Source organism: Streptomyces sp. MA5143a (assembly GCF_900290235.1).
GTDB lineage: Bacteria > Actinomycetota > Actinomycetes > Streptomycetales > Streptomycetaceae > Streptomyces.
On record NZ_OLMK01000099.1, the window covers coordinates 1 to 23,809 of the forward strand.

Below are 23,809 nucleotides of genomic sequence, written 5' to 3' on the forward strand. Positions count from 1 at the left end.
TCCCACGCGAGGTCCGCCCCCTTCCGGAGCGCGGGACGGCTGCCCCATCCCCCCTCGGTGTGGTGATGGAAGCCGTCTCCTCCAACTGTGAAGCCAAGATGTGAAGCTCCGGTGGAGGAGTGATGAGCATATGACTCCCACGTGCTCGAATGGCCCGGAGTGGCAGCTTCCGTTTGTGCAGGTTGAGTCCTGGACCAGTGGCCGGCAGGGCTCAGCCGCGCCCCACGTACGGCATCGTCGTCGCCATCACCGTCGCGAACTGCACATTCGCCTCCAAAGGCAGCTCCGCCATGTGCCGCACCGTGCGGGCCACATCGGCGACATCCATCACGGGTTCGGCCATGAGCTGCCCGTTCGCCTGCGGAACCCCGCGGCTCATCCGCTCGGTCATGTCGGTCGCCGCGTTGCCGATGTCGATCTGCCCGACCGCGATTTTGTACGGCCGGCCGTCGAGCGACAGCGACTTGGTCAGGCCCGTCAGCGCGTGCTTGGTCGTCGTGTAGGCCACCGAGTGCGGACGGGGCGTGTGTGCCGAGACGGAGCCGTTGTTGATGATCCGGCCGCCCCGCGGGTCCTGCTCCTTCATCTGCCGGTACGCCGCCTGCGCGCACAGGAACGCCCCGTTGAGGTTGGTGTCCACCACATGCCGCCAGGCCGCGTAGTCCAGCTCCTCCACCGGCACCCCGCCCGGCCCGAACGTCCCCGCGTTGTTGAACAGCAGGTCCAGCCGGCCGAACCGCTCCCGCACGGCGGAGTAGAGGGTCGCCACCTCCTCCGGCCGTGACACGTCCGTGGGGACGCACAGGGCCTCCCGCGCCCCGCCCGCCGTCTCGAGGAGCTTCTCCTCCCGCCGCCCCGCGAGCGCCACCGACCATCCGGCGCCGAGCAGCTCCAGGGCCACGGCGCGCCCGATACCGGAGCCCGCACCCGTCACGATCGCGATCTTCGTTTCCTCGGTCCTCATGGGCCCGCAGCGTAGGGGAGGCGGCGCGGCGGACCGGGCAGGAGGGGGCCGGACATATGGAACTCATGCGTCCGCCACCTGGCTGTTGTGTACGGGACAGAAGATCGTCGAACCTGGCCACTCCAATGCTCATGGACAACTACCTTCAGGAGAAGGCCAGATGACCCACGCAGCCCACGGGGCGACCCAACCGCACTCGTCCCATTCGGCCGAACTGCGTTCCGCGGCACGGCACTTCGACCGCCGTCGCTTTCTCACCCTCACCGGCGCCGCCGCCGCGCTGGCCCTCGCCACCAACCTCCCGACGGCGGGCGCCGCGGCCGCCGCCGAACTGGACCCGCGCCACATCACTGAGAACCCCTTCACCCTCGGCGTGGCATCCGGCGACCCGCTGCCCACCTCCGTGCTCCTGTGGACCCGGCTCGCCCCCAAGCCGTACGAGCCCGACGGCGGTCTGCCCGCCGAACGCGTCGTCGTCCGCTGGGAGATCGCCCGCGACGAGGACTTCCGACGCGTCGTCAGACGCGGTGCCACCCTCGCCCACCCCGAGTTCCACCACACCGTCCACGTCGAGGTCCCCTACCTCGACCCGGGCCGCGAGTTCCACTACCGCTTCCGCGTCGGCTCCTGGATCAGCGACACCGGCCGCACCCGCACCGCCCCCGGTCGCGGCCATCTGTCCGGCGCCTCGGGGCTCTCCTTCGCGGCCGTCTCCTGCCAGCGGTACGACCAGGGCTACTACACCGCCTACCGGCACCTCGCGAACGAGGACATCGATGTCGTCCTCCACCTCGGGGACTACCTCTACGAGTACGCCGTGAACGCCGTCGGCGGCGCCCGCAACTACACCGACCGCGTCCTGCCCGCCCACTTCAACCACGAGACCGTCACCCTGGAGGACTACCGGCTGCGGTACGCCCTCTACAAGACCGACCCCGACCTCCAGGCCGCCCACCGCGCGCACCCCTTCGTCGTCACCTGGGACGACCACGAGACCGAGAACAACTACGCCGGCGACAACGACGAGCACGACAGCCCGCCCGAGGAGTTCCTGCTGCGCCGCGCCGCCGCCTACCGCGCCTACTGGGAGAACCAGCCGCTGCGCCGTCGGCAGCGGCCCGACGGCCCCGACATGCGGCTCTACCGCCGCTTCTCCTGGGGCCGCCTCGCCCAGTTCGACATCCTCGACACCCGCCAGTACCGCGACAACCAGGCCCAGGGCGACGGCTGGCAGATACCCGGCCCGGAGTCCGCCGACCCGGCGCGCTCCATCACGGGCGACGAGCAGGAGCAGTGGCTGCTGGACGGCTGGGCCGACTCCGACGCGATCTGGAACGTCGTCCCCCAGCAGGTCGTCTTCTCCCAGCGCCGCAACGCCGTCGGCGAGACCTACAAGGTGTCGATGGACTCCTGGGACGGCTACCGGGCCTCCCGCGAACGCCTCCTCGCCGGCGCGGAGGACGCCGGCATCGAGAACCTGATGGTCCTCACCGGCGACGTCCACGTCGGCTACGCCTTCGACATCAAGCGCGACTTCGACGACCGCTCCTCGCGCACCGTCGGCGCGGAACTCGTCGCCACCTCCGTCAGCAGCGGCGGCAACGGCTCCGACAAGCCCGCCAACTGGGACACCTACATGACCGCCAACCCGCACATGCGGTTCTACAACGGCCGTCGCGGCTATCTGACGGTCTCCCTCGGCCGGACGCAGGCCCGCGCCGACTTCCACGCCCTGCCGTACGTGACCACGCCGGACGCGGGCCTCACCACGGTCGCCTCGTTCGCCATGGAGGCGGGCAACCCCGGCCTCACGCCGGTGTAGCCACCAGGTCGCCGTCCCGCAGGCCGTCCTCGCCGGGGTAGCGGACGCCGACGCGCTCCCGGATCGCGTCGAGCGTCCGCATCACGGCGAGGGTGCCGTCCAGCGGGACCAGCGGGGACTCGGTCTCGCCCGCGCGCAGCGCCCGCATCACCTCGGTGGCCTCGTGCCGGAAGCTGTTGCGGGGTCCGTCGGCCGGGTCCGCGGCGAAGGTCTGCGGCTCACGCCCGTCGCGGTGCAGCACGAAGTGGTCCGGGAAGAAGAAGCCGTTCGGGATGTCGATACGGCCCTGCGAGCCGGTGACCGACGCCGACGTGGCCGTACCGCCGACGATGGAGCAGTGCACCGAAGCGATGGCACCGCTCTCCCAGGAGAGCAGTGCTCCGGTCTGGAGATCGACGCCCTCGTCCGAGAGCACCGCTCTCCCCGTGACGTCCGAGGGCTCCCCGAGCAGCAGCTGCGCGAACGAGATCGGGTACACCCCGAGGTCCAGCAGCGCGCCCCCGCCCTGCGCCGGGTCCCGCAGCCGGTGCGACGGCGGGAACGGCCCCGCCAGCCCGAAGTCCGCCTGCACGGTCCGCACATCACCGATCGCGCCGTCCCGCACCATCTCCGCGAGCCGCCGGACCAGCGGATTGCAGTACATCCACATGGCCTCCATCAGGAACCGCCCGCGCCCCCGCGCCAGCGCGACCAGTTCCTCGGCCTCCCGTACGTTCAGCGTGAACGGCTTCTCGCACAGCACACCCCGGCCCGCCTCCAGACACATCCCGGCGGCGACCCGGTGCGCCGAGTGCGGCGTGGCGACGTACACCACGTCGACGTCCTCGTCCTCGGCGAGCGCGCGCCACTCGCCGTACGCCCGAGGTATCCCGAACCGTTCGGCGAACGCCTTCGCGGACTGCTCGCTGCGTGACGCGACCGCCACGACCTCGGCGTCCGGCAGATCGACGAGATCGGCCGTGAAGCTCGCGGCGATCCCTCCGGTCGCCAGAATCCCCCACCGCACCCGTCCGTCCTGCGCCATCGCCACCCCTGTCCTCGGGCCCCGGGGCGCGGTGGTGACCCCGCCCACGTCGTACGAGCTGAGAGCATAGGTGGCGGACCGAACAGACAGGGAGGGGCACATGCCCGAGGGGCACATACCGGGCTCGGCGGCCGCCGAGCCGAATCCGCAGGCGGCCGCGCCGCAAACGGTGGAGGCGGCCGGTCACCCGTCGCCGGGCGCCGACCTGACGGGGCAGGAGGGGACCCGGCCCGACCCGGCACCGGCGCGGCGGGCCGCCGAACGCCCACCGTCGGCCCCCGCCCCCTCGACGCCGACGCCGCACCCCGGCCCGGCGAAGGCCACCCCCGCCGCCCTGCGCCGCACCGGGCTCCTCGTCACCCTCATCCTCGGCGGGCTCACCGCCACCCCGCCTCTGGCGATGGACATGTACCTCCCGGCCTTGCCGGAGGTCACCAACTCCCTGCACGCCCCCGCCGCCACCGTCCAGCTCACCCTCACCGCCTGCCTCGCCGGCATGGCCCTCGGGCAGCTGCTGATCGGCCCGATGAGCGACCGCTGGGGCCGCAGGCGCCCCCTCCTGCTCGGCCTCGCCGTCTACATCCTGGCCACCGCGCTGTGTGCTCTCGCCCCGACCGTCGAGACCCTCATCGCCTTCCGCCTGGTGCAGGGCCTCGCCGGCTCCGCCGGGATCGTGATCGCCCGGGCCGTCGTACGCGACCTGTACGACGGCGACGCCATGGCCCGCTTCTTCTCCACCCTGATGCTGATCTCCGGCGTGGCCCCGGTCGTCGCGCCCCTCGTCGGCGGCCAGATCCTCCGCGTCACCGACTGGCGGGGCGTCTTCGTCGTCCTCACCGTCATCGGCGCCGCCCTCCTCGCGGTCGTCTGGGCGCGCCTCCCCGAGACACTCGCCCCCGCCGAGCGCCACGGCGGCGGCGTCGGCGAGACCCTGCACGCCATGCGCGGCCTGCTCGCCGACCGCGTCTTCATGGGCTACGTCCTCGCCGGCGGCTTCGCGTTCGCCGCGCTCTTCGCCTACATCAGCGCCTCCCCGTTCGTGATCCAGGAGATCTACGGCGCCTCCCCGCAGACGTTCAGCATCCTGTTCGGCGTCAACTCGGTCGGCCTCGTCATCGTCGGCCAGATCAACGGCAAGCTCCTCGTCGGCCGGGTGAGCCTCGACAAGGTGTTCGCGGTCGGCCTCACCGTCATCACGCTCGCCGCGACCGCCCTGCTGCTGATGTCGCTGGGCGCCTTCGGCGAGGTCGGTCTGGTCCCGGTCGCCGCGGCGCTGTTCGTTCTGATGTCCGCGATGGGTGTCACCCTCCCCAACACCCAGGCGCTCGCCCTCATGCGGGTGCGGCACGCGGCGGGTTCGGCGTCGGCACTGCTGGGTACCTCGTCCTTCCTGATCGGCGCGATAGCGTCCCCCCTGGTCGGCGTCGCCGGTGAGGAAACCGCCGTCCCCATGGCCGTCGTCCAACTCACCGCGACACTGGTGGCGGCGACCTGCTTCGTGGCACTGTGCCGTCCTTGGAACAAGCGTACGAAGGCAGCGGATGGGGGTAGGCCCCTCCCGAGCGGAACCGAGAGGAAGGGGGAGGACAGCTGAGCGCGCCGAGACTGCGCACGGACACCCCGGAACGGGCCGGACTCGACCCCGAGGAACTGCGCCATCTCGTCCGCGAGGTGCGCGCGCTGACGGAAGGCGACCGGCCCCGGGCGCCCGCCGCCGTCGTCCTCGCCGGTCGCGGTCCCGTCGTCGCCGTCGAGGAGGCGGCCGGCTGGGCGGTCCGCTACGAGTCCTACGACGAACGCACCGACAGCGGGGTGGAACCGCCGCCCGGTTCCCGCGTCCCGGCGACCCCCGACACCCCCTTCGACCTGGCCTCCCTCACCAAGCTGTTCACCGCCGTGGCGGCGGTCCAGCAGCTGGAGCGCGGCACCCTCGGCATCGACGCGAAGGTCGCCGCGTACCTCCCCGACTTCTCCGGCGCCGCCGCGCACGGCCTCACCGTCCGCCACCTCCTCACCCACACCTCGGGGCTGCGGCCCGAACTCCCGCTGTACGACTGCGGGTCCGCCGAGGCGCGGCTGGCGATGCTGCGGCGCGAGGAGCCGATGACGGCGCCGGGCATGGTCCACCTCTACTCCGACCTCAACCTCCTGCTCCTCCAGCACGTCCTCGAACGCCTCACGGGCCGGGGCCTGGACGATCTGATCCACGCCGGCATCACCCGACCCCTGGGCATGACGGCCACGGCCTTCGGGCCCTGCCCCGGCGCGGCGGCGACGGAGGACCAGCGCCGGCCCTGGGGCAAGGCCGAGCGGGGGATGCTGCGGGGCGAGGTCCACGACGAGAACGCGTGGGCGCTCGGCGGAGTCGCCGGGCACGCGGGACTCTTCTCCACGGCCCGGGACCTCGCGGTGTTCTGCCGCACCCTGCTGGCCGGCGGCTCCTACGGCCCCGCCCGCATCCTCGGCCCCGACTTCGTGGAGCTGATGCTGACGCCACCGGGGCTCGGGTTCGCGCTCGACCAGCCCTGGTTCATGGGCGAACTGGCGGGCCGCGGAGCCGCCGGCCACACCGGCTTCACCGGCACGTCCCTCGTCCTCGACCAGGCCACGGACACGTTCCTCGTCCTCCTGACCAACGCGGTCCACCCACGCCGGGGCAGCCCGCTGAACGAGGCCCGCGCGGCGGCGGGGACCCGGGTGGCGCGTGCGGTGCGGGGGATGTGAGCAGGGTCGGCCCGACGGGCCCGGCCCGGCGGGGCTGGGACGAGCCCGCGCCGCAGCGGGCCGTGCCGCGCGAGGGGCCGGGCTTCCGTGCTGGCGCGACTCCCGGCTCTCTTAGACTTCCTTCGTGAACGCCCCTCTCTCCCCGTCCGACACCCTCCGGACCGCTCTCGCCCATCTGCTCGACGGGCTTCCGCCGAAGGCGGCCGCGCAGGCGGTGGAGCGGCTGATCGTGAACTACCGGGGGCGGACGCCCACCGACGCGCCCGTGCTGCGGGACCGGTCGGACGCGGTGGCGTACGCGGCGTACCGGATGCCGGCCACGTTCGAGGCGGTGTGCGCGGCGCTGGAGGCGTTCGCGCGGGCCGTGCCCGACTGGGAACCCGGCAGCCATGTGGACGTCGGCGGGGGGACGGGCGCGGCGACCTGGGCCGTGAACGCGACCTGGACGGGCGGGCGCCCGGTGACGGTGCTCGACTGGGCGGAACCCGCGCTCGCGCTCGGCCGGGAGATCGCTGCCGCCCACCCGGACCTCAAGCCCACCGAGTGGCAGCGCTCTCGTATCGGAGCGGCGCTCACCATCGAGAGCACTGATCTCGTCACCATCTCCTACGTCCTCGGCGAGCTCACCGACGCCGACCGGACCGCCGTGGTCGACGCCGCCGCGAGCGCCGCGCAGGCCGTCGTGGTCATCGAGCCCGGCACCCCCGACGGCTACGCCCGTGTCATCGACGCCCGCGACCGCCTGGTCGCCGCCGGGTTCCACGTCGCCGCCCCCTGCCCGCACAGCGCGGCCTGCCCGATCGTCCCCGGCGAGGACTGGTGCCACTTCGCGGCCCGAGTCAGCCGCTCCTCCCTGCACCGTCAGGTCAAGGGCGGCTCCCTGGCGTACGAGGACGAGAAGTTCAGCTACGTCGCCGCGACCCGCTTCGCCCCGGCCCCGGCCGCCTCCCGGGTCGTGCGCAAGCCCCAGATCCGCAAGGGCCAGGTCCTCCTCGACCTCTGCGCAACCGAGACCCCGGCCCCCACCGGTACCGACGTCGGCCCCGTTCCCGCCCTCGGCCGGACCACCGTCACCAAACGCCACGGCCCGCTCTACAAGGCGGCCCGCGACGCCGACTGGGGAGACGCCTGGCCCCCGCCGTTGTGACCGTCAAAATCGGTTGCGGCGCCAGGGGTGCCTCGGGCTGAGTCGTGATCATGTCGACGACAGCGCTCCACCTGGAAGAGATCACCCCGGCCACCATCGAGGCCGCACTGGCCCTTCGCGTCCGCCCCGACCAGGAGCACCTGGTGGCGCCGGTCGTGAAGTCCCTCGCGGAGGCGTACGTCCATCCCGACGTCGCCTGGCCCCGCCTCATCCGGGACGGTGACCGGGCGGTCGGATTCCTCATGGCCTTCCTCGACATCGACTGGAAGGGCGACGGCAGCGGCACGGACATCCGCTCCGGCCTGTGGCGTCTCAACATCGGCGCCGGTGAACAGGGCCGGGGGTACGGCCGGTTCGCCGTGGAGTCCGTCGCCGCCGAGATCCGCCGCCGGGGCGGCACCCGCCTCCACGTCACCTGGCATCCGGGCCCCGACGGCCCCGAACTCTTCTACCGCCGCCTCGGCTTCCAGCTCACCGGCGAGACGAGCGACGGCGAGACGGTCGGCGTACTGGACCTGTCCGACCGCCCCCTCGTCCGACTCCCGCCGCCCCTCGTCCGACTCCCGCCGCCCCTCGTCCGACTCCCGCCGCCCCTCGTCCGACTCCCGCCGACCGCTCGCCTGATCCCCGCCGACCCTCGTCTGACTCCCGCCGACCTTCGTCTGACTCCCGCCGACCGCTCTTCTGACTCCCGCCGACCGCTCGCCTGATCCCGGCCGACCCTGCGCCCGACCCCGGCCGACCGCGGCCCCGGAACCCGCGCGGCGCCCCGCCCCGGCCCATGAGCCGCGGCGGGGCGGAGCCGCACGGGTTCACGCGGGTTCACGACGCCTCGCCGTCCGCTTCCGACGCCTCCGGCGCCCCGGTGCCCTCCTCCGCGCGCTTCTCCTGGAGCTTCCGCAGCAGTTCCCGCTTCTGGCTCTGCGGGTCGACGCCGCCGCCGACCCGGCCACCCCGCCCTGCGCCCCGCAGGGCCTCGCGGCCCAGGTTCCGGCGGGCGCCACCCACTCCCAGCATGTTTCCTGCTCCACCACGAGTCATGACGGTCTCCTTCTCCTCATCGGGCAAACGCGTGACGATACGTTCCGTCTCGCTTGTCGACTGCTCCACTGTCCGGCGAGACGCACCGTCTTGTCAACCTGATAAGTTCGAGCCATGGCCAACAAGACCGCCCCTGACTCCACCCGCCGCAGCGAGAAGTCCCGCCGCGCCATCTACGACGCCGCCCTCGCCCTCGTCGGCGAGGTCGGCTACCAGAAGACGACCATCGAGGGCATCGCCGCCCGCGCCGGCGTCGGCAAGCAGACGATCTACCGCTGGTGGTCGTCCAAGGCGGACGTCCTGCTGGAGGCGTTCCTCGACCTGAGCGCCCAGGCGGCCCAGGCGGCGGCCCGGCCCGAGGTCCTCGGGGAGCAGGCCCAGTACGAGATCCCCGACACCGGGGACCTGGAGGCCGACCTCAAGGCCGTGCTGCGCGCCACCGTCGACGAACTGCTCGACCCCAGGTTCGAGGTCCCCTCGCGCGCCCTGGCCGCCGAGGGTGTCGTCAACCGGCAGCTCGGCACCGAATTCGTCGCCAAGCTCCTCGAACCCCAGCTCCAGCTGTATGTGAAGCGCCTGCGCGCGGCCCAGGAGCAGGGTGCCGTGCGCCCCGACATCGACCCGCGCATCGCCCTGGAACTCTTCGTCTCCCCGCTCGCCCAGCGCTGGCTCCAGCACACGGGCCCCATCTCGTACGACTACACGGACGCCCTGGTCGAATACGCCCTGTACGGCCTCGCCCCCCGCTGACGCCGTCAACTCTCCGCACCGGTGTGACCAAACCGACCGGACCGAGCCTCGCGGCGGGCCGTAAGTCCAGGCAAATCACGGAATAGCACACCATCCCTGTCCGCGCTCCGGCTTCGCCCCACCTACCCCGGATGGGCGCTCCGGTCCCCTGCGACGCAGGATGGTGGGACGATGAGGCATGCTGTCCGCACCACAGCGAGGCGAGGGGATAGATGAGCGCGACGTTCGGCGGCCGGTCCGGTCGGCAGGGCAGGATCTCCGAGTGGCTGCGGGGCCGACGCGCAGGCCGCCCGCTCGACGAGACCCCCGACGCCGCCGGCCGTGAGGCGCTGCTGCTCGCAGCCGCCGCCGCCGGACTCCCGCTCGCGCCCGCCGCGTACCCCTCGGGCTACCGGTGCTCCTGCGACCGCGTCGGCTGTCCGACGCCCGCCCGCCACCCGGTGTCCTTCGCCTGGCAGACGCAGTCCACCACCGACCGCTCCCAGGTGGAGCGATGGGCCCGGCACCAGCCGGAGGCCAACTTCATCACCGCCACCGGCATGGTCCACGACGTGCTCGACGTGCCGCTCTCCGCCGGCCGGCAGGCCCTGGAGCGGCTGCTCGCCGCCGGTGTGGAGGTGGGGCCCGTCGCGGAGTCGGAGTCCGAGGCGGAGGACGGACGGCTCCTCTTCTTCACCCACACCCGGGGCACCCCCGAGGACGAGGACGAGTGGTGGCCCTGCGAGCTGGACTGCCACCCGGAGACCATGGACGAGCATCCCGGCCTGCGCTGGCACTGCCGGGGCTCCTACGTCCTCGTACCGCCCGCCCGGCTCCCCGGTGACCTCGCCGTCCACTGGGTGCGCGGCCCGGAGCATCCGCTGCCCGACCCGCTGAGCCTGCTGGAGATCCTCACCGACGAATGCGCCCGCCACGCGGCCGGGGAACCGGACACGGCCTGGCCGCAGCACGGCTGAACCCCGGCGTCACCCGCCCCAGGGAACGGGCCGCCGTCACTCGCCCTTCGCGGACGTGAGGCCGCCCACCTGGCCGAGGAACCTCACCTGCTCGTCGGAGGCCGTCCGCGCCGGGTCCAGGACCGCCTGGTTGGACACGAACTCCAGCGTCAGCGACTGCCGCGGCTCGCCCGTCATCAGCGCCCGGACAGCCGCGTCGTTCACGGGGATGTCCACGCCCTGCGCGGCCGTCTGCTTCTCGTAGTGGCGGGTCGTGAAGAAGACCAGCGCACCGCCGTCCGTGGTGCGCAGCCCGACCGGCGCGTAGTCGCCGTTCGTGAGGGGCTCGTCGACGTACTGCCGCACGATGCCCGGCCGTTGCGCGTTCTTCTGGCGCTTCGCGCGCTCCTCGGAGGTGTACGGGCCGTCGGCGAAGAGGGCGCTGTCCTCCTTCAGATACGTCACGTACTTCTCGGGCAGCTCCGCCGGGGCCACCGACAACTGGGGGTCGTCGGCGGACACCACCTGCGCGTGGCCGTCCTCGTCCTTCTTGAACTGCGGGACGTCGGAGGCGGGCATGATCGTGAGGAAGGACACCTCCCACACGTCGTCCAGACCGTCGCGGGTGAACACGAAAAGCCAACGGTCGCTGTCGCGGCCCTTGTTGGCGGCCGCGTCGACCACGAACCAGCGGGGCCAGGCCGCCTTCTCGGGGATCGTGTACTTCACGTCGCTCAGCTTCAGCGGCACATGGTCGGGGTTGCCGCTCGGGTTGATCTTCGCGCCCGAGCGGAGCTTGCCGCCGTCGATGTCGGCGAGCGCACCGGTCACCCGCGAGGCGTCCCGGGACTGGTCGTACTCCTTGTCCGCGTCGTTGTACGCGGTGGTGAAGTCCTCCAGCGCCCGGGCCGCCTCGCCCCGGGTCGACGAGGGCACGATCTCCAGATCGCCGCGGACCACCACGCACCCGCTCGCCGTCAGCGACAGCACGGCCACCGCCGCGGTCAGCAGCGCTCCCTGGCCGTGACGCCGAAGCCCGCGCCGCCCCTCGCGCGTACGAACCGGACGAACCTCACGAAGCCTTCGTGTGCTCGGAACCCCGCGAACCCTGCTCATCAGGAACCTTCACCTTCCCCTTCCCGGAGGCGAACCCTACCGGGGCGAGGAACAGCGCGAGCGTCGGGACCAGATACAGGACCCAGACCGTGACTTGGAGGACCGTCGGGTCGGCCTGGAAGTTGAACACGCCCTTCAGCAGGGTGCCGTACCAGCTGTCCGGCGGGATCGTCCCCGTGATGTCGAACGCCTTGTCCGTGAGCCCGGGGAGGAAGTCCGCCTCCTGGAGGTCGTGGAAGCCGTACGCGAGGACGCCGGCCGCGACCACGACCAGCATGCCGCCGGTCCACGTGAAGAACTTGGACAGGTTGATGCGCAGAGCACCCCGGTAGAACAGCCAGCCGAGGACGACCGCGCTCGCGAGGCCCAGCAGCACACCGATCAGCGGGCCCTCCGTGCCGTCGCCGGACGCCCGGACGGACGTCCACACGAACAGCGAGGTCTCCAGGCCCTCCCGGCCCACCGCCAGGAACGCGGTCGCCACCAGTGCGCCCGTGCCCAACCGCAGGGCCGAGTCGAGCTTTCCGTGCAGCTCCGACCGCAGGTGCCGGGCCGTGCGCCGCATCCAGAAGACCATCCACGTCACCAGGCCCACCGCGATGATGGACAGTGAGCCGCCGAGCGCCTCCTGCGCCTCGAACGTCATCTCCTGCGAGCCGAACTCGAGGACGCAGCCGAAGCCCAGGGCGAGAGCGACGGCGGCCCCGACACCGATCCAGATGGGCCGCAGGGCGTCCCGGCGTTCCGTCTTCACCAGGTAGGCGATGAGGATGCAGACGACGAGACTGGCCTCCAGGCCCTCGCGGAGCCCGATCAGATAGTTCGCGAACACGGTGTCAGCCCTCCGTCGTCGAGGAGAACAGCGCCCGGCCCCACCAGTCGTCCGCGTCCCGGACGCCCGGCGGGACGGCGAAGACCGCCGAACCCACGTGCTGGATGTACTCGTTGAGCGCGTCCGTGGCCAGGTTGCGCTGGATCGGGATGAACCCCTTGCGCACGTCCCGCTGGTAGGCGAGGAAGAACAGCCCCGCGTCCAGCCGGCCCAGGCCGTCGGAGCCGTCGGTGAACGAGTAGCCGCGGCGCAGGATCGTCGCCCCGTCGTTGGAGTCGGGGTGCGCGAGCCGTACGTGCGCGTCGGGCTTCATCGCCTTCAGGAACGGCTTGTCCCGCTCCTTCGCCTTGCCGACGGGCGCGCCCTCGCCCTTGTCGCGGCCGAAGATGTCCTCCTGCTCCTGCAACGAGGTCCGGTCCCAGGGCTCGATGTGCATCCGGATGCGTCGGGCCACCAGGTACGAGCCGCCGGCCATCCAGGCGGGCCCGTCCTTCTCGTCCACCCACACGTGCTTCTTCAGCCGGGCGGTCTCCGTGCCCGCGATGTTGCGGGTGCCGTCCTTGAACCCCATGAGGTTGCGGGGGGTCTGCGCCTCCGGCGTGGTCGACGAGGTCTTGCCGAAGCCGAGCTGGGACCAGCGCACCGACACCTTGCCGAAGCCGATGCGGGCGAGGTTGCGGATGGCGTGCACCGCGACCTGCGGATCGTCCGCGCACGCCTGGACGCACAGGTCGCCGCCGCTGCGGGCCCGGTCCAGGTTGTCGCCGGCGAACTGCGGCAGGTCCACCAGCGCCTCGGGCCGCTGCTTCGCCAGCCCGAACCGCTCGAACAGCGAGGGCCCGAAACCGATCGTGAGCGTCAGCCGGGACGGCTTGAGCCCCAGCGCCTCCCCGGTGTCGTCCGGCGGCGCCTCCGCGAGACCTCCGTACGCGCCGTCGCCGACCGCCTTCCCGGCGGTCATCCGGCGCGCGGCCTCCGTCCAGTCCTTCAGCATCGCCACGAACGCCTCGCGGTCGTCCGTCTCCACGTCGAACGCGGCGAAGTGCAGCCGGTCCTGCACCGGCGTCGCGATACCGGCCTGGTGGGTGCCGTGGAAGGCGATGGGACCGCCGGCCGCGGCCACCGTCTCCCCGGTGTCCTCGCCGGGCCGGGCCACGGCCACGGCGCCCCCGGCGACGGCGGCGCCGAGCGCGAGCCCGGCACCGCCCCAGCCGATCAGCGCACGCCGTGACGGCGCCCGCGAGCCGTCACCGGCCGGGGTGCCGGCCCCCGCGGTGCCGTTCGAGGCGGTGCCCGCCGAGGCGGTGCCCGCCGAGGCGGTGTCGCCGCTGGTCGCGCCGTTGGTGCCGCCGGCGGCGTCGGTGGTGTTCTCGGTGGTGTCCGTCATGACTGCCGACTCTCTTCCGTCGCCTACTTCACGACCGCCGCGGCGAGCTGCGAGAGCGGCTCCGCCAGCGCGTTCACCGCGTCCGACAGCTTGTTCTGCTCGGCCTCGCCGACCTTGTCGTAGGAGACGAAGTCGTAACCCGTCTTGTCCGCGCGGTACTTGTCGAGCAGCGTGTTCAGCGCCGTGAACTGCTTGTCGAGCTCCTTGGTCAGCTCCGGGTCGTTCTCGGCGGCGACGGCCTTCAGCAGCTTGTACGACTCCTCGGCGCCCTCGACGTTCGCCTTGAAGTCGACGAGGTCGGTGTGCGAGTAGCGCTCCTCCTCGCCGGTGACCTTGCCGGTGGCGACCTCGTCGAGGAGCTCCTTGGCACCGTTGGCCATGGACGTCGGGGTGATCTCCGCCTTGCCGACCCGCTTCTGCCAGTCCACCAGGTCCTTCACCAGCTGGTCGGCCAGCTCGGAGTCACGGTCGGTGAGCTTTCCGTCCTTCCACAGCGAGCGCTCCAGACGGTGCCAGCCGGTCCAGTCCTTCTCCGGGTCCTGGCCCTCCTCCAGACCGTCCTCGCGGACGTCGACCTTCGGGTCGATGTCACCGAAGGACTCGGCGACCGGCTCGGTGCGCTCCCAGCCGATGCGGGAGGGCGCGTACGCCTTCTTCGCCGCCTCGACGTCGCCGTCCTTGACGGCTTCGGCGAACACCTTCACCAGCGGGATCGTCTCGTTGGCCTGCGTCTGCACGTACTTGCGGTACGAGGCCACGGCCTCGTCCAGCCGCGGGTCGCGCTTCGCCACCTTGCCGGAACCGGTCGCGGTGACGTCCTGCCGTATGCCGTCGCCCTTCATGCCGGGCTTGCAGGCGATCCGGTAGTCGCCCGCCTTCACCTCGGCGGTGACCTTCTGCTTGGTGCCGGGGCCGATGTTCTCGCGCTCGGTGACGACACGGTCGTCCGGGAAGAGGAGGTAGACCTCGGTGACCTTCGAGCCCTTGTTCTCGATGGCCAGCTCGACGTGCCCCGCCGGGAACTCCTTCTTCGACACCTCGCACTTGGTGTCGGTCGCGGTCACCGAGATGACCCCGTCCGCGCCCGCGCTGCTCTTCTCGGTGCAGCCCGTGACGGCGGTCAGGGCCGCGACGGTCGTGGCGGCGGTGACGAAGGACAGTCTGAGGGGGCGCATTTCGGCTCCAAGGAAGGACACGGGGGACACACAGATAAGGTGAGGCTGCCCCAAGTTATCTGAGGCTTACCTCACCAATTTCCGTGCCTCCAGTGAAGCCCGCGCCCCGCTGCCCGTACGAGCACGACCCGATCACGGAGGCCAAAAACAGGGCCCATCGTTCGGTCAAGGGGCGGTCAAGTTTCCCATTCCGTGGTCAAGAACCCCGTTTCGGTGTGATCAAGGCATCACCGGTGCGCGGCCGCGGGCCGGCAAGCGCGCGGAAGCGACTGGACGGCCCCGGGGGTGCTTCAATTCCGCATGTGACCGACTTCGATGTGCTGCGGGTGTTCTGCGGGCCCGGCGGCGGATACGGCAACGAACTGGGTGTTGTCCGCGAGGGCTCCGTGATGCCCGACCGCGCCGACCGTCAGGCGTTCGCCGCCAAACTCGGCTTCAGCGAGACCGTGTTCGTGGACGACCCCGAGCGCGGAGTCATCGACATCTACACCCCCACGCTGCGCCTGCCGTTCGCCGGGTACCCCTGCGTCGGCACGGCCTGGCTCCTCGACGTACCCGAACTGGTCACCCCGGCCGGTGTCGTCGGCGCCCGGCTGGACGGCGAGTTCAGCTGGATCGAGGCCCTGCCGGAGTGGGCCCCGCCCCGCACCTTCCGCCAGTACGGCACCGCCGCCGAGATCGACGACCTCGCGGTCCCGCCGCCCGGTGAGTGGATCTACGCCTGGGCCTGGGAGGACGAGGCCGCCGGCCGGATCCGCGCCCGCGCCTTCCCCGGCCGCGACGACGGCATCGACGAGGACGAGGCCACCGGAGCCGCGGCCCTCCAGCTCACCGCCCAGCTGGGCCGCGCCCTGAACATCACCCAGGGCGCGGGCTCCCAGCTCCTGACGGCCCCGCAGCCGCACGGCTGGGTGGAGGTCGGCGGAAGGGTGTTCCTGGAACGGTGAGGCGGGGGTGCGGCCCCCGGTCCGTCCCGACCGCGGGGGCCTCCTCGGCCTTCCGCCGCGCCCTCACGCGGACAGGGGGAACTCCTCGCCCAGCGCCAGGAACACCGCCGTGTTCAGGGCGAACGCTCGCTTGCACTCGCTCACGATCCGCTGTTTCTCCAGATCGTCCGCCCGCACCCGGTCCAGCAGCTCGCGGTACCCCCGCTTGAAGGCGGCCGGATTGGCGATGTCCTCGAACACGTAGAAGCGGACGCCGTCGCCCTTCCGCTCGAAGCCCCACGTCTTCTCGGCGCGGTCCCGGATGATCTGCCCGCCGGAGAGATCACCGAGATAGCGCGTGTAGTGGTGGGCCACATAGCCGCCGGGCCAGCTCCGCGCGCACGCGGCGACCCGCGCCGCGTACGCCTCCGTCGCCGGCAGCGCCGAGAGCGTCGAACGCCAGCGGGGGCCGCGCAGGTGCTCCAGGTCCCGCTCCAGCGCGGCCAGCCGCATCAGCTCCGGCTGGATGAACGGCCCGGCGACCGGGTCGTCGACCAGCGCCCGCGCGCCGCTCTCCAGCGCCTCGTACACGAACCACAGCTGCTCGGTGTACCGCGCGTACGCCTCGACGCCGAGTTTGCCGCCGAGCATGTCGCCGATGAACGTCGTGGTCTCCGCCTCGGCGTGCTGCTCGTGCGACGCGGTGCGGATGAGCGTGGAGAACGCCGTGTCCGAGGTGACCGACGCGTTCATAAAGGCCTCCGATGCCTGGGGGAGACGAGAAGCTGCGCTCAGTTTCGATGGTTAGGCTTACCTAAGTCAACAGGTTCCCGACTCCCTGTCGGTAAAAACGTTACCCCGGATCGTCACGACTCCCACATGGAACGAGGACGAGATGAGAAACCCGCCTGCCGGCCGGGAGGGCCGAAGGCGGGTGGGGTGGCGGGTGGGGCGGCACGGGGCGGCTGGGGCCGCGGGCGGACCGGGTGTCACGGGAGGGTGAGGATGTCCGCCCCTGTCTCCGTGACGACCAGCGTGTGCTCGAACTGGGCGGTGCGCTTGCGGTCCTTGGTCACGACCGTCCACCCGTCGTCCCACATGTCGTAGTCGTACGACCCTAGGGTGAGCATCGGCTCGATCGTGAAGGTCATTCCGGGCTGCATCACGGTCGTCGCGTGCGGCGAGTCGTAGTGCGGGATGATCAGCCCGGAGTGGAACGACGAGTTGATCCCGTGCCCTGTGAAGTCGCGCACGACCCCGTACCCGAACCGCTTGGCGTACGACTCGATGACCCGCCCGATGATGTTGATCTGCCGCCCCGGCTTGACGGCCTTGATGGCGCGGGTGAGGGACTCGCGGGTCCGCTCGACGAGCAGCTTCGACTCCTCGTCGACGTCACCCACGAGGTACGTGGCGTTGTTGTCGCCGTGGACGCCGCCGATGTACGCCGTCACGTCGAGGTTGACGATGTCGCCGTCGCGCAGCACGGTCGAGTCGGGGATGCCGTGGCAGATGACCTCGTTGACGGAGGTGCACAGCGACTTGGGGAAGCCGCGGTAGCCGAGCGTGGAGGGGTAGGCCCCGTGGTCGCACATGTACTCGTGGGCGACGCGGTCCAGCTCGTCGGTGGTGACGCCGGGGGCGATGTGCTGGGCGGCCTCGGCCATCGCCCGGGCCGCGATCCGCCCGGCGATCCGCATCGCCTCGATCGTCTCGGGCGTCTGCACCTCGGGTCCGGTGTACGGGGTGGGGGAGGGCCTGCCCACGTACTCGGGGCGGCGGATGTGCCCCGGGACGGAGCGGGCGGGGGAGAGCTTCCCCGGTGCGAGCAGCGACTGGCCAGACATGCCAGCGAGTTTAACCAGCGGTGGTGGGGGACCATGTCGGTGACGACTGGTGAAGGGAACTCAGGCCATGCCCCTGTTCAAACGCCGCGCGGCCGGCAAGCCCGGCGAGTGGTTCTACTGCCTGGAGCACAAGAAGGTGGAGGAGGGCCCGGACTGCCCCGGCAAGGACCGCATGGGCCCGTACGCCAGCCGCGAGGAGGCGACCCGCGCGATGGAGACGGCCCGCGACCGCAACGCGGAATGGGAGAACGACCCCCGCTGGCACGACGCCCCGAAAGGCCAGGACGACCACCAGGGCTGAGCGCCGGGCGGGTCGCGGTCCCGGGGGGACGGGGCGGGTGAGCCTGGGCGGGGGGTGTTGTTCGGGGCGGGTGGTGTTGCTCGGGGCGGGCGCCCCCGCCGCTCCGGTGCCCGGGACGGAGATGTGCCCGTGTGGGTGGGGGTGCGATCCGCAGCGGCTTGGGCGAGGCTGACGGTATGGCTTCTGCGATGCCCGTGGTCGTGTACCCGCCCGACGAGGACGGGGGCCGCCGCGTACGCGTGGACGGCGAGATCCTGGGCCGCGCGTACGACCTCCGCGACATCGGCGAGTTCCTCCGCCGGGCGGGCATCGAGGACGCCGACGAGACATACGTGGCCCAGTCCGCCCTGATCGAATGGCGAGGCGGAGGCCCGAACACGTGGACCCCGTGAGGCCCCCACAACCCGAAAGCCGCCGACGGCGCGGGCCCCCAGGGGAGAGCCGCACGTGTGACTGGGGAGTGCCGGGCGGTGCGGGGCGGGGCGAGTCCGTGACCCGCAGCCGCCGACGGCGCGGGCCCCCCAGGGGAGACCCGCACGTGCGACTGGGGAGTGCCGGTCGGTGCGGGGCGGGGCGACTCCGTGACCCGAAAGCCGCCGACGGCGGGGGCGCCCCACGGGAGACCCGTACGTGCGACCGGGGAGTCAAGGGCGGGGCGGGTGGGCAAGCGCCCGCCCCGCCCGCACCTGCCCCAGCTGGGGCCCCACGGAGTACGACAGCAGCTCGATCCCGGCGAGCCGCCCCCGCAACTCGTCGGGGATGGTCTGGTTCCACATGGCCGCCCGGAAGATCCCGCTGATCATGTCGAACCCCCCGCCCAGCACCAGGCACGCCAGCACCAGCCACACCTCACGCACCAGTCCCGCCGCCACCACGGACAGTCCCCACAGCGCCGCGGCGAGCACCACCATCCGCCCGTGCCGATGCACCCGCGACGTCCACCCACTCGTCAACGTCACCAGCAGCGCCCCCGTGGGCAGCGCCGCGTACATCAGCCCCAGCGACCACTCCGCGTCCAACTCGTCCGCGAGGAACGGCAGTACGGCCAACGGCATCGCCAGGAACATGGCGGCGAGATCGACGGCGTACGTACCGAGCAGCTCCTTCCGGCTCCACGCGTACCGCGCGCCCTCCGCGATCGACCGCCACGACGGCTTCGCGGCCTCGCGCGAGGCCGGGGAGGGTGCCAGCCCCACGGCCAGCGCGACGGAGACCACGAACGTCGCGAGATCCGCCGCGTACGCCCAGCCGAGCCCGGCGTACGCGACGACCACGCCGGCGAGGGCCGGCGCCGCGACGCCGCCGACGGTCCACCGCAGCGAGTTGAGGGAGGCGGCGGCCGGCAGATGCTCGTGCGGGACGATCCGGGGGACGATGGAGTCGAGGGCCGGCCGTTGCACCGCGACGAGCGCGGAGGAGAGGGCGGCGACGAGGTACAGGGGCCACACGAGCGGCTCGGGCAGCAACGCGTTCACGAGGAGCGCCGCGCACAGCAGCCCCTGCCCGACCTCGGTCCACAGGATCAGGGCCCGCTTGTCGAGGGCGTCCGCGAGGGCCCCGCCGTAGAGCCCGAACACGATGAGCGGTACGAGTTCGACGGCCCCGATGGCGCCGACCGCCGCGACCGACCCTGTCAGCTCCTTCATCTGCACGGGCAGCGCGACGAAGGTCAGGAAGCTCCCGAAGTTGGTGATCAGCCCGGCCACCCACATCCGGCGGAAGTCCACGGACACCCGCCAGGGAGCGAGATCCGGCAACAACGAGACGAGCCGCGCGGCCACGCCGGAGGGCGGGGGAGCGGCCGCTGGTGAACGCGTGGTCGAGGCATCGGCAGAGGCGCGCTCGTTGTCTTGGGGTCTACCTTTGATCTTGCGCAGTGCTCACTCGTTTACGGGGGTGAAGCGCATCTCAATGCTGCTCTGACCTCGGCTTGAGGTACGGAACTGCACCATTGGCCTCGGCCAGGTCACACGGGGCGCTGCTGGTTTTCGATGTACTGGCGTACGACGGCCAACGGCGCTCCGCCGCAGCTTCCGGCGAAGTAGGAGCCGGACCAGAAGTGGCCGCCCCACAGGTAGCGGCGGACGTGAGCGTCGTACTCCTTGCGCAGGTAGCGGGAGGAGACGCCCTTGAGGGAGTTGACCAGCTTGGAGAGCTGGACTTTGGGCGGGTAGTGCACGAGCAGGTGGACGTGGTCCTCTTCGCCGTTGAACTGTTTCAGTTCGGCCTCGAAGTCCTCGCAGACCTCTCGCATGATCTCTTCGCAGCGTGTCAGCATCTCGCCGGTCATGGCCCTGCGCCGGTACTTGGTGACGAAGACCAAATGGACATGAAGGTTGTAGACAACGTGTCGGCCCATGCGTACGTCGGGATTTGGATTCCAGCGCGGTGACATAGGCCGAATGATATCGTGATCGCGTGGGTACGGAACGTGCACAGGAGAAGCGGCAGTTCGGGCACCGCGCCCGGCTGGCGCTGGCCCCTGCGCAGGTCCGGCTCGTCGATGCCCAGGCGCACGCCGCCCGTGCGACGTGGAACCTCCTGCACGACTGGTGGACGATGCTGCCGAAGGACAAGCGCACGCTTGCCGCGGCGGACGCCGCGATCCGCCAGGCCCGCAAGGACATCGACTGGCTTGCGGCCCTTCCCGCCCAGGCCGCCCAGGCGGTGTTGAAGACGTACTTCCAGGCATGGAAGAACTGCTGGGACGGCCGGGCCGAAGCGCCGAACTTCAAGGCCCGCTTCCGCACGGTGATGAGCGTGGACGTCCCGCAGGGCCGCGACCTGCAGATCAAGCGCGTGCACCGCCGCTGGGGCATGGCCAACATCCCCAAGGTCGGCCGTGTCCGCTTCCGCTGGACCAAAGACCTCCCCATCGGCAAGGCCCCCGGCACCGACAACAAGATCACTGGCGCCCGGCTGGTCAGGGACGCACTCGGCTGGCACATCGCCTTCCGTGTCCAGACCCTCGTCACCGTGCCCGAGCCGCACACCGGTCCCGAGGTCGGCATCGACGCCGGAGTCACCATCCCCCTGGCCCTGTCCGACGGCCACCACCAGGACCACGGCCGCCCCGCCCGCCTCCCGGACGGCACAGCCGACCGGGACAAGTGGCTCAACCTCGACGAGAAGGCCAAGCTTCTCCGCCTGGAAAAGCGGGCCGCGCACCGCAAGAGCTTCCGCAAGCCGGGCCGGAAGACCTCCAACCGGCTGAAGCGGACCTATGACCAGATCGCAAGCCTCCGCGCGACAGCCAAGCGCAGGGCGAGTGACTGGCAGCACCAGACCACCACCCGCCTCGCCCGCACCTACGGCGTGATCGTGGTGGAAAAACTGGACATCCCGAACATGGTCAAGAGTGTCAGAGGCACCATCGAGAACCCGGGGAAGAACGTCGCCCAGAAGTCCGGCCTCAACCGCTCCATCAGCCAAGAGGCATGGGGACGCACCGTGACGATGCTGACGTACAAGGCCGCCCGCCACGGCGGTGCCCTGCACAAGGTTCCCGCCCCCGGCACCTCCCGGCGCTGCTCGATGTGCGGCTTCACCACACCGGGCAGCCGGGAGTCCCAGGCCGCGTTCGTATGCAAGAACGAAGGCTGCGGATGGTCCGGCAACGCCGACCACAACGCCGCACGGAACGTCTTGCACCTGTACCGGATGGGCCACGCGCTCGTCCCGGCTGCCGGAAGGGCAGTCGTCAGGCGCCCCCGCGGCGTCAAGCCCGCCACCGCAAGGTAGGCAGGAATCTCCCGGCTTCAGCCGGGAGAGCACTTCAATCACGCCGTCCCATGCTCGCTCAGCCCCGCCACCGCCTGGAGCAACCAGTTTTTCAGGCACCCCGGCCGCCCGCAGCGGCGACCCGTCCGCCGTAGGCAGCTCACGTGGGCTACTCGGGTGGGTGGGTGGGTGGTCGGGCGGGCGGGCACAACCCGTCACCACCGGGCCGGCGGTGGGGACGTCAGATGGTCCGCCAGTCGGGACAGGCGGTCACGCAACCCGCCCCGTCCCCTCCGCCGGGGCACCATGTTCTCCCCGGCCGCCGCGCTGACCAGGTGCTGCACGGTGTCGAGGTCGACCTCCCGCTCGTCCGGCGCCACCAGCGCCTCGTGGGCGATCGCGTCCAGCTCCCGGTGCCCGGCGTCCAGCGCGAGGACCGTCGCCCCGGCCCGCCGCGCGTCGTCGACCCGCTCCAGCAGACCGACCCCCGGCGCGGACGGCGCCACCACGAGCAGGGTCTCGCCGCGGTGGGCCCGCGACAGCCGGCCCAGCCCGACCGCGAGGTGCGCCGGATCGGAGGGGCGCGCGGCATGCCGTACGAGCGTGGGGGACAGCTCCGGGGTCCCCGACCAGGCCGCCTCGTCCACCAGGTGCGCCGCGAGGTGCCACGGCTCGTACTCGGCGGTGCCGACGAGGAGCAGTCCGCCCCCGTACGACTCCACGGACCGCCGCAGTGTCCCCGCGAACCGCCGTGTCGCCCCCAGCCACTCGGTCCCGGCGAGCACCTCGCGCAACAACGCGACCCGTATGGCATCCATGCGCCAGCATCCTGCCGCAACCGGCCACTCGTGACCCGGTGTTCACCGCGAATTCGCCCGAGCCGGGCACGCACGGCGAGTCAGCCCCGCACCCACATCCCGCAAACCCCAAGGAGCCCCCCCATGCCCCCCACGGCCGACACCACCACCCCCGAATCCACCACCCCCGAATCCACCACCCCCGAATCCAGCACCCCCTTCCGAGGCGGCCGCGAAGGCTACGCCGGCTTTCGGATCCCGGCGGTCGTGCGGACGGCGTCCGGCGCTCTGCTCGCCTTCTGCGAGGGGAGGGTCGGCGGGCGGGAGGACTTCGGGAACATCGACATCGTGGTGAGGCGGTCGACGGACGGCGGCCGCAGCTGGGGCCCGCTGCGGGTCGCCGCGGAGAACGGGGACGGCCTCGCGGGCAACCCCGCCCCCGTGGTGCTGGACACCGGCCGCGTCCTGCTCGTCCACGTCCGGAACGCCGCGTCCGCCACCGAGGACGCCATCCGCCGGGGCACCGTGAGCGCCGCCGACGGGCGGCGGGTCTGGGTGCGGCACAGCGACGACGAGGGGGAGACCTGGTCGAGCCCCCGGGAGATCACCGAGGACACCAAGAGGCGGGAGTGGCGCTGGTACGCCACCACCCCCGGGCACGCGATCCAGCTGCGTTCCGGCCGCGTCGTCGTCCCCGCCAACCACTCCCTCCCGCCGACGGGCACCGACAACGGCACGGAGGGCAAGTACAACGGCGGCCACTGCCTGCTCAGCGACGACCGTGGCGGGACCTGGAGGATCGGCTACGTCGACGACAACACCGACGGCTACATCAACGCCAACGAGACCACCGCCGCCGAACTCCCCGACGGGCGCGTCTACTTCAACACCCGCAACGACTCCCCGGCCCCCGGCACCCGCGCCGACGCGTACTCCGCCGACGGCGGCGCGAGCCTGATCAAGCCGTTCCGGCCGCAGGCGGGCCTCGTCGGCCCGGTCGTCGAGGGCAGCCTCCTCCAGCTGAGCGACCCCGATCCGAGCGTCCCCGACCTGCTCCTCCACTCCGGTCCTGCCGACCCCGGCTTCCGCGCCCTGATGACCGTGCGGGCCAGCACCGACCACGGCACGACCTGGCGGGTCGCCCACACCGTCGACGGGCTGCCCGCCGCGTACTCCGACCTCGTCCGCGTCGACGAGCACACGGTCGGGCTGCTCTACGAGACGGGCGACTTCAGCGCGTACGAGACGATCACGTTCCGCCGGATCCCCGTCACCACCCTCCTGTGACCGCCCCCGGCCCG

The 23,809-nt window shown here is 71.8% G+C and carries 23 protein-coding genes and 1 pseudogene; 12 read left to right on the top strand and 12 right to left on the bottom strand.

Annotated elements, in window-relative coordinates; all coding sequences use genetic code 11:
• Positions 1-211: 211 nt before the first annotated feature.
• Positions 212-964, bottom strand: a complete 753-nt coding sequence (locus tag SMA5143A_RS35110) for an SDR family oxidoreductase (RefSeq protein ID WP_107466870.1) — start codon at positions 962-964, stop codon at positions 212-214.
• Between the two features lie 160 nt (positions 965-1,124).
• Between SMA5143A_RS35110 and SMA5143A_RS35115 the strand changes: the two genes are divergently transcribed.
• Complete coding sequence (locus SMA5143A_RS35115) at positions 1,125-2,786, top strand: alkaline phosphatase D family protein (protein WP_107466871.1); 1,662 nt, start codon at positions 1,125-1,127, stop codon at positions 2,784-2,786.
• Here SMA5143A_RS35115 and SMA5143A_RS35120 read toward each other — a convergent pair.
• Positions 2,773-3,810 (bottom strand): Gfo/Idh/MocA family protein, encoded by a 1,038-nt coding sequence (locus SMA5143A_RS35120; RefSeq protein ID WP_107466872.1) that lies wholly within the window; start codon positions 3,808-3,810, stop codon positions 2,773-2,775. The genes SMA5143A_RS35115 and SMA5143A_RS35120 overlap by 14 nt on opposite strands.
• Positions 3,811-3,910: 100 nt before the next feature.
• On the opposite strand from SMA5143A_RS35120, the gene SMA5143A_RS35125 reads away from it, so the two are divergent.
• From SMA5143A_RS35125 to SMA5143A_RS35140, 4 genes and pseudogenes are all read left to right on the top strand, one after another.
• Positions 3,911-5,404, top strand: coding sequence for a multidrug effflux MFS transporter (locus tag SMA5143A_RS35125; RefSeq protein ID WP_107466873.1), 1,494 nt, complete (start codon positions 3,911-3,913; stop codon positions 5,402-5,404).
• Between the two features lie 77 nt (positions 5,405-5,481).
• Entirely contained in the window at positions 5,482-6,534 is a 1,053-nt protein-coding gene (locus SMA5143A_RS35130) for a serine hydrolase domain-containing protein (RefSeq protein ID WP_375136581.1), read from the top strand.
• A gap of 124 nt (positions 6,535-6,658) precedes the next feature.
• The gene (locus SMA5143A_RS35135) at positions 6,659-7,681 is read left to right on the top strand and encodes a small ribosomal subunit Rsm22 family protein (RefSeq protein ID WP_107466875.1); all 1,023 of its coding nucleotides are present in this window, start codon (positions 6,659-6,661) and stop codon (positions 7,679-7,681) included.
• A 50-nt stretch (positions 7,682-7,731) separates the two neighbouring features.
• Positions 7,732-8,199, top strand: a pseudogene (locus SMA5143A_RS35140) (GNAT family N-acetyltransferase); the annotation flags it as partial.
• Between the two features lie 304 nt (positions 8,200-8,503).
• Here SMA5143A_RS35140 and SMA5143A_RS35145 read toward each other — a convergent pair.
• Positions 8,504-8,722, bottom strand: coding sequence for a DUF6243 family protein (locus SMA5143A_RS35145; RefSeq protein ID WP_181362168.1), 219 nt, complete (start codon positions 8,720-8,722; stop codon positions 8,504-8,506).
• 114 nt (positions 8,723-8,836) lie between these two features.
• Here SMA5143A_RS35145 and SMA5143A_RS35150 point away from each other — a divergent pair, with 114 nt between their 5' ends.
• Both SMA5143A_RS35150 and SMA5143A_RS35155 read left to right on the top strand, forming a co-directional pair.
• On the top strand, positions 8,837-9,472 hold the full coding sequence (locus SMA5143A_RS35150) for a TetR/AcrR family transcriptional regulator (RefSeq protein WP_107466877.1): 636 nt from the start codon (positions 8,837-8,839) through the stop codon (positions 9,470-9,472).
• A gap of 212 nt (positions 9,473-9,684) precedes the next feature.
• The gene (locus tag SMA5143A_RS35155; RefSeq protein WP_107466878.1) at positions 9,685-10,428 is read left to right on the top strand and encodes a bifunctional DNA primase/polymerase; all 744 of its coding nucleotides are present in this window, start codon (positions 9,685-9,687) and stop codon (positions 10,426-10,428) included.
• 36 nt (positions 10,429-10,464) lie between these two features.
• Here SMA5143A_RS35155 and SMA5143A_RS35160 read toward each other — a convergent pair whose 3' ends face one another.
• Genes SMA5143A_RS35160 through efeO form a run of 4 tightly spaced genes read right to left on the bottom strand, consistent with a single transcriptional unit; the run spans position 10,465 to position 14,917 of the window.
• Entirely contained in the window at positions 10,465-11,523 is a 1,059-nt protein-coding gene (locus SMA5143A_RS35160; protein WP_107466879.1) for a hypothetical protein, read from the bottom strand.
• Positions 11,480-12,355, bottom strand: coding sequence for an iron uptake transporter permease EfeU (efeU, locus tag SMA5143A_RS35165; RefSeq protein WP_099964009.1), 876 nt, complete (start codon positions 12,353-12,355; stop codon positions 11,480-11,482). Before efeU ends, SMA5143A_RS35160 begins: the two co-directional genes overlap by 44 nt.
• Positions 12,356-12,359: 4 nt before the next feature.
• Positions 12,360-13,742, bottom strand: a complete 1,383-nt coding sequence (efeB, locus tag SMA5143A_RS35170; RefSeq protein ID WP_258193914.1) for an iron uptake transporter deferrochelatase/peroxidase subunit — start codon at positions 13,740-13,742, stop codon at positions 12,360-12,362.
• A gap of 23 nt (positions 13,743-13,765) precedes the next feature.
• Positions 13,766-14,917 carry an iron uptake system protein EfeO gene (efeO, locus tag SMA5143A_RS35175; protein WP_107466880.1) on the bottom strand — a complete coding sequence of 384 codons (1,152 nt, stop codon included), beginning with the start codon at positions 14,915-14,917 and terminating at the stop codon, positions 13,766-13,768.
• A gap of 302 nt (positions 14,918-15,219) precedes the next feature.
• Between efeO and SMA5143A_RS35180 the strand changes: the two genes are divergently transcribed.
• On the top strand, positions 15,220-15,864 hold the full coding sequence (locus SMA5143A_RS35180) for a PhzF family phenazine biosynthesis protein (RefSeq protein WP_107466881.1): 645 nt from the start codon (positions 15,220-15,222) through the stop codon (positions 15,862-15,864).
• Positions 15,865-15,927: 63 nt separating this feature from the next.
• Here the strand turns inward: SMA5143A_RS35180 and SMA5143A_RS35185 are convergent, their stop codons facing one another.
• Together SMA5143A_RS35185 and map are read right to left on the bottom strand one after the other, a co-directional pair.
• Positions 15,928-16,596, bottom strand: coding sequence for a biliverdin-producing heme oxygenase (locus tag SMA5143A_RS35185; protein WP_107466882.1), 669 nt, complete (start codon positions 16,594-16,596; stop codon positions 15,928-15,930).
• Between the two features lie 236 nt (positions 16,597-16,832).
• Positions 16,833-17,690 (bottom strand): type I methionyl aminopeptidase, encoded by an 858-nt coding sequence (gene map / locus SMA5143A_RS35190; RefSeq protein WP_107466883.1) that lies wholly within the window; start codon positions 17,688-17,690, stop codon positions 16,833-16,835.
• 67 nt (positions 17,691-17,757) lie between these two features.
• Here map and SMA5143A_RS35195 point away from each other — a divergent pair, with 67 nt between their 5' ends.
• Both SMA5143A_RS35195 and SMA5143A_RS35200 read left to right on the top strand, forming a co-directional pair.
• Positions 17,758-17,991, top strand: a complete 234-nt coding sequence (locus SMA5143A_RS35195) for a hypothetical protein (RefSeq protein WP_107466884.1) — start codon at positions 17,758-17,760, stop codon at positions 17,989-17,991.
• 176 nt (positions 17,992-18,167) lie between these two features.
• The gene (locus SMA5143A_RS35200) at positions 18,168-18,383 is read left to right on the top strand and encodes a hypothetical protein (RefSeq protein WP_099964910.1); all 216 of its coding nucleotides are present in this window, start codon (positions 18,168-18,170) and stop codon (positions 18,381-18,383) included.
• Between the two features lie 252 nt (positions 18,384-18,635).
• Here the strand turns inward: SMA5143A_RS35200 and SMA5143A_RS35205 are convergent, their stop codons facing one another.
• Complete coding sequence (locus SMA5143A_RS35205) at positions 18,636-19,751, bottom strand: MFS transporter (RefSeq protein ID WP_258193916.1); 1,116 nt, start codon at positions 19,749-19,751, stop codon at positions 18,636-18,638.
• A 206-nt stretch (positions 19,752-19,957) separates the two neighbouring features.
• The gene (gene tnpA / locus SMA5143A_RS35210) at positions 19,958-20,386 is read right to left on the bottom strand and encodes an IS200/IS605 family transposase (RefSeq protein ID WP_107466885.1); all 429 of its coding nucleotides are present in this window, start codon (positions 20,384-20,386) and stop codon (positions 19,958-19,960) included.
• A gap of 23 nt (positions 20,387-20,409) precedes the next feature.
• On the opposite strand from tnpA, the gene SMA5143A_RS35215 reads away from it, so the two are divergent.
• A complete protein-coding gene (locus SMA5143A_RS35215; RefSeq protein WP_258193915.1) occupies positions 20,410-21,732 on the top strand; it encodes an RNA-guided endonuclease InsQ/TnpB family protein in 1,323 nt (440 codons plus the stop codon).
• A gap of 194 nt (positions 21,733-21,926) precedes the next feature.
• On the opposite strand, the gene SMA5143A_RS35220 is transcribed toward SMA5143A_RS35215, so the two are convergent.
• Positions 21,927-22,529, bottom strand: a complete 603-nt coding sequence (locus SMA5143A_RS35220; protein ID WP_107466886.1) for a hypothetical protein — start codon at positions 22,527-22,529, stop codon at positions 21,927-21,929.
• A 123-nt stretch (positions 22,530-22,652) separates the two neighbouring features.
• Here SMA5143A_RS35220 and SMA5143A_RS35225 point away from each other — a divergent pair, with 123 nt between their 5' ends.
• Entirely contained in the window at positions 22,653-23,795 is a 1,143-nt protein-coding gene (locus tag SMA5143A_RS35225) for a sialidase family protein (RefSeq protein WP_107466887.1), read from the top strand.
• Positions 23,796-23,809 lie beyond the last annotated feature (14 nt).

What these genes read in the sequence shown, in the direction of transcription:
- SMA5143A_RS35150 (WP_107466877.1), top strand. Translation starts at nt 8,837, where the DNA reads ATGGCCAACAAGACCGCCCCTGACTCCACCCGCCGCAGCGAGAAGTCC.
- SMA5143A_RS35160 (WP_107466879.1), bottom strand. Translation starts at nt 11,523, where the DNA reads ATGAGCAGGGTTCGCGGGGTTCCGAGCACACGAAGGCTTCGTGAGGTT.
- efeO (WP_107466880.1), bottom strand. Translation starts at nt 14,917, where the DNA reads ATGCGCCCCCTCAGACTGTCCTTCGTCACCGCCGCCACGACCGTCGCG.
- SMA5143A_RS35185 (WP_107466882.1), bottom strand. Translation starts at nt 16,596, where the DNA reads ATGAACGCGTCGGTCACCTCGGACACGGCGTTCTCCACGCTCATCCGC.
- SMA5143A_RS35120 (WP_107466872.1), bottom strand. Translation starts at nt 3,810, where the DNA reads ATGGCGCAGGACGGACGGGTGCGGTGGGGGATTCTGGCGACCGGAGGG.
- SMA5143A_RS35200 (WP_099964910.1), top strand. Translation starts at nt 18,168, where the DNA reads ATGGCTTCTGCGATGCCCGTGGTCGTGTACCCGCCCGACGAGGACGGG.
- SMA5143A_RS35145 (WP_181362168.1), bottom strand. Translation starts at nt 8,722, where the DNA reads ATGACTCGTGGTGGAGCAGGAAACATGCTGGGAGTGGGTGGCGCCCGC.
- tnpA (WP_107466885.1), bottom strand. Translation starts at nt 20,386, where the DNA reads ATGTCACCGCGCTGGAATCCAAATCCCGACGTACGCATGGGCCGACAC.
- efeB (WP_258193914.1), bottom strand. Translation starts at nt 13,742, where the DNA reads ATGACGGACACCACCGAGAACACCACCGACGCCGCCGGCGGCACCAAC.
- SMA5143A_RS35110 (WP_107466870.1), bottom strand. Translation starts at nt 964, where the DNA reads ATGAGGACCGAGGAAACGAAGATCGCGATCGTGACGGGTGCGGGCTCC.
- SMA5143A_RS35195 (WP_107466884.1), top strand. Translation starts at nt 17,758, where the DNA reads ATGCCCCTGTTCAAACGCCGCGCGGCCGGCAAGCCCGGCGAGTGGTTC.
- SMA5143A_RS35115 (WP_107466871.1), top strand. Translation starts at nt 1,125, where the DNA reads ATGACCCACGCAGCCCACGGGGCGACCCAACCGCACTCGTCCCATTCG.
- SMA5143A_RS35225 (WP_107466887.1), top strand. Translation starts at nt 22,653, where the DNA reads ATGCCCCCCACGGCCGACACCACCACCCCCGAATCCACCACCCCCGAA.
- map (WP_107466883.1), bottom strand. Translation starts at nt 17,690, where the DNA reads ATGTCTGGCCAGTCGCTGCTCGCACCGGGGAAGCTCTCCCCCGCCCGC.
- SMA5143A_RS35220 (WP_107466886.1), bottom strand. Translation starts at nt 22,529, where the DNA reads ATGGATGCCATACGGGTCGCGTTGTTGCGCGAGGTGCTCGCCGGGACC.
- SMA5143A_RS35125 (WP_107466873.1), top strand. Translation starts at nt 3,911, where the DNA reads ATGCCCGAGGGGCACATACCGGGCTCGGCGGCCGCCGAGCCGAATCCG.
- SMA5143A_RS35155 (WP_107466878.1), top strand. Translation starts at nt 9,685, where the DNA reads ATGAGCGCGACGTTCGGCGGCCGGTCCGGTCGGCAGGGCAGGATCTCC.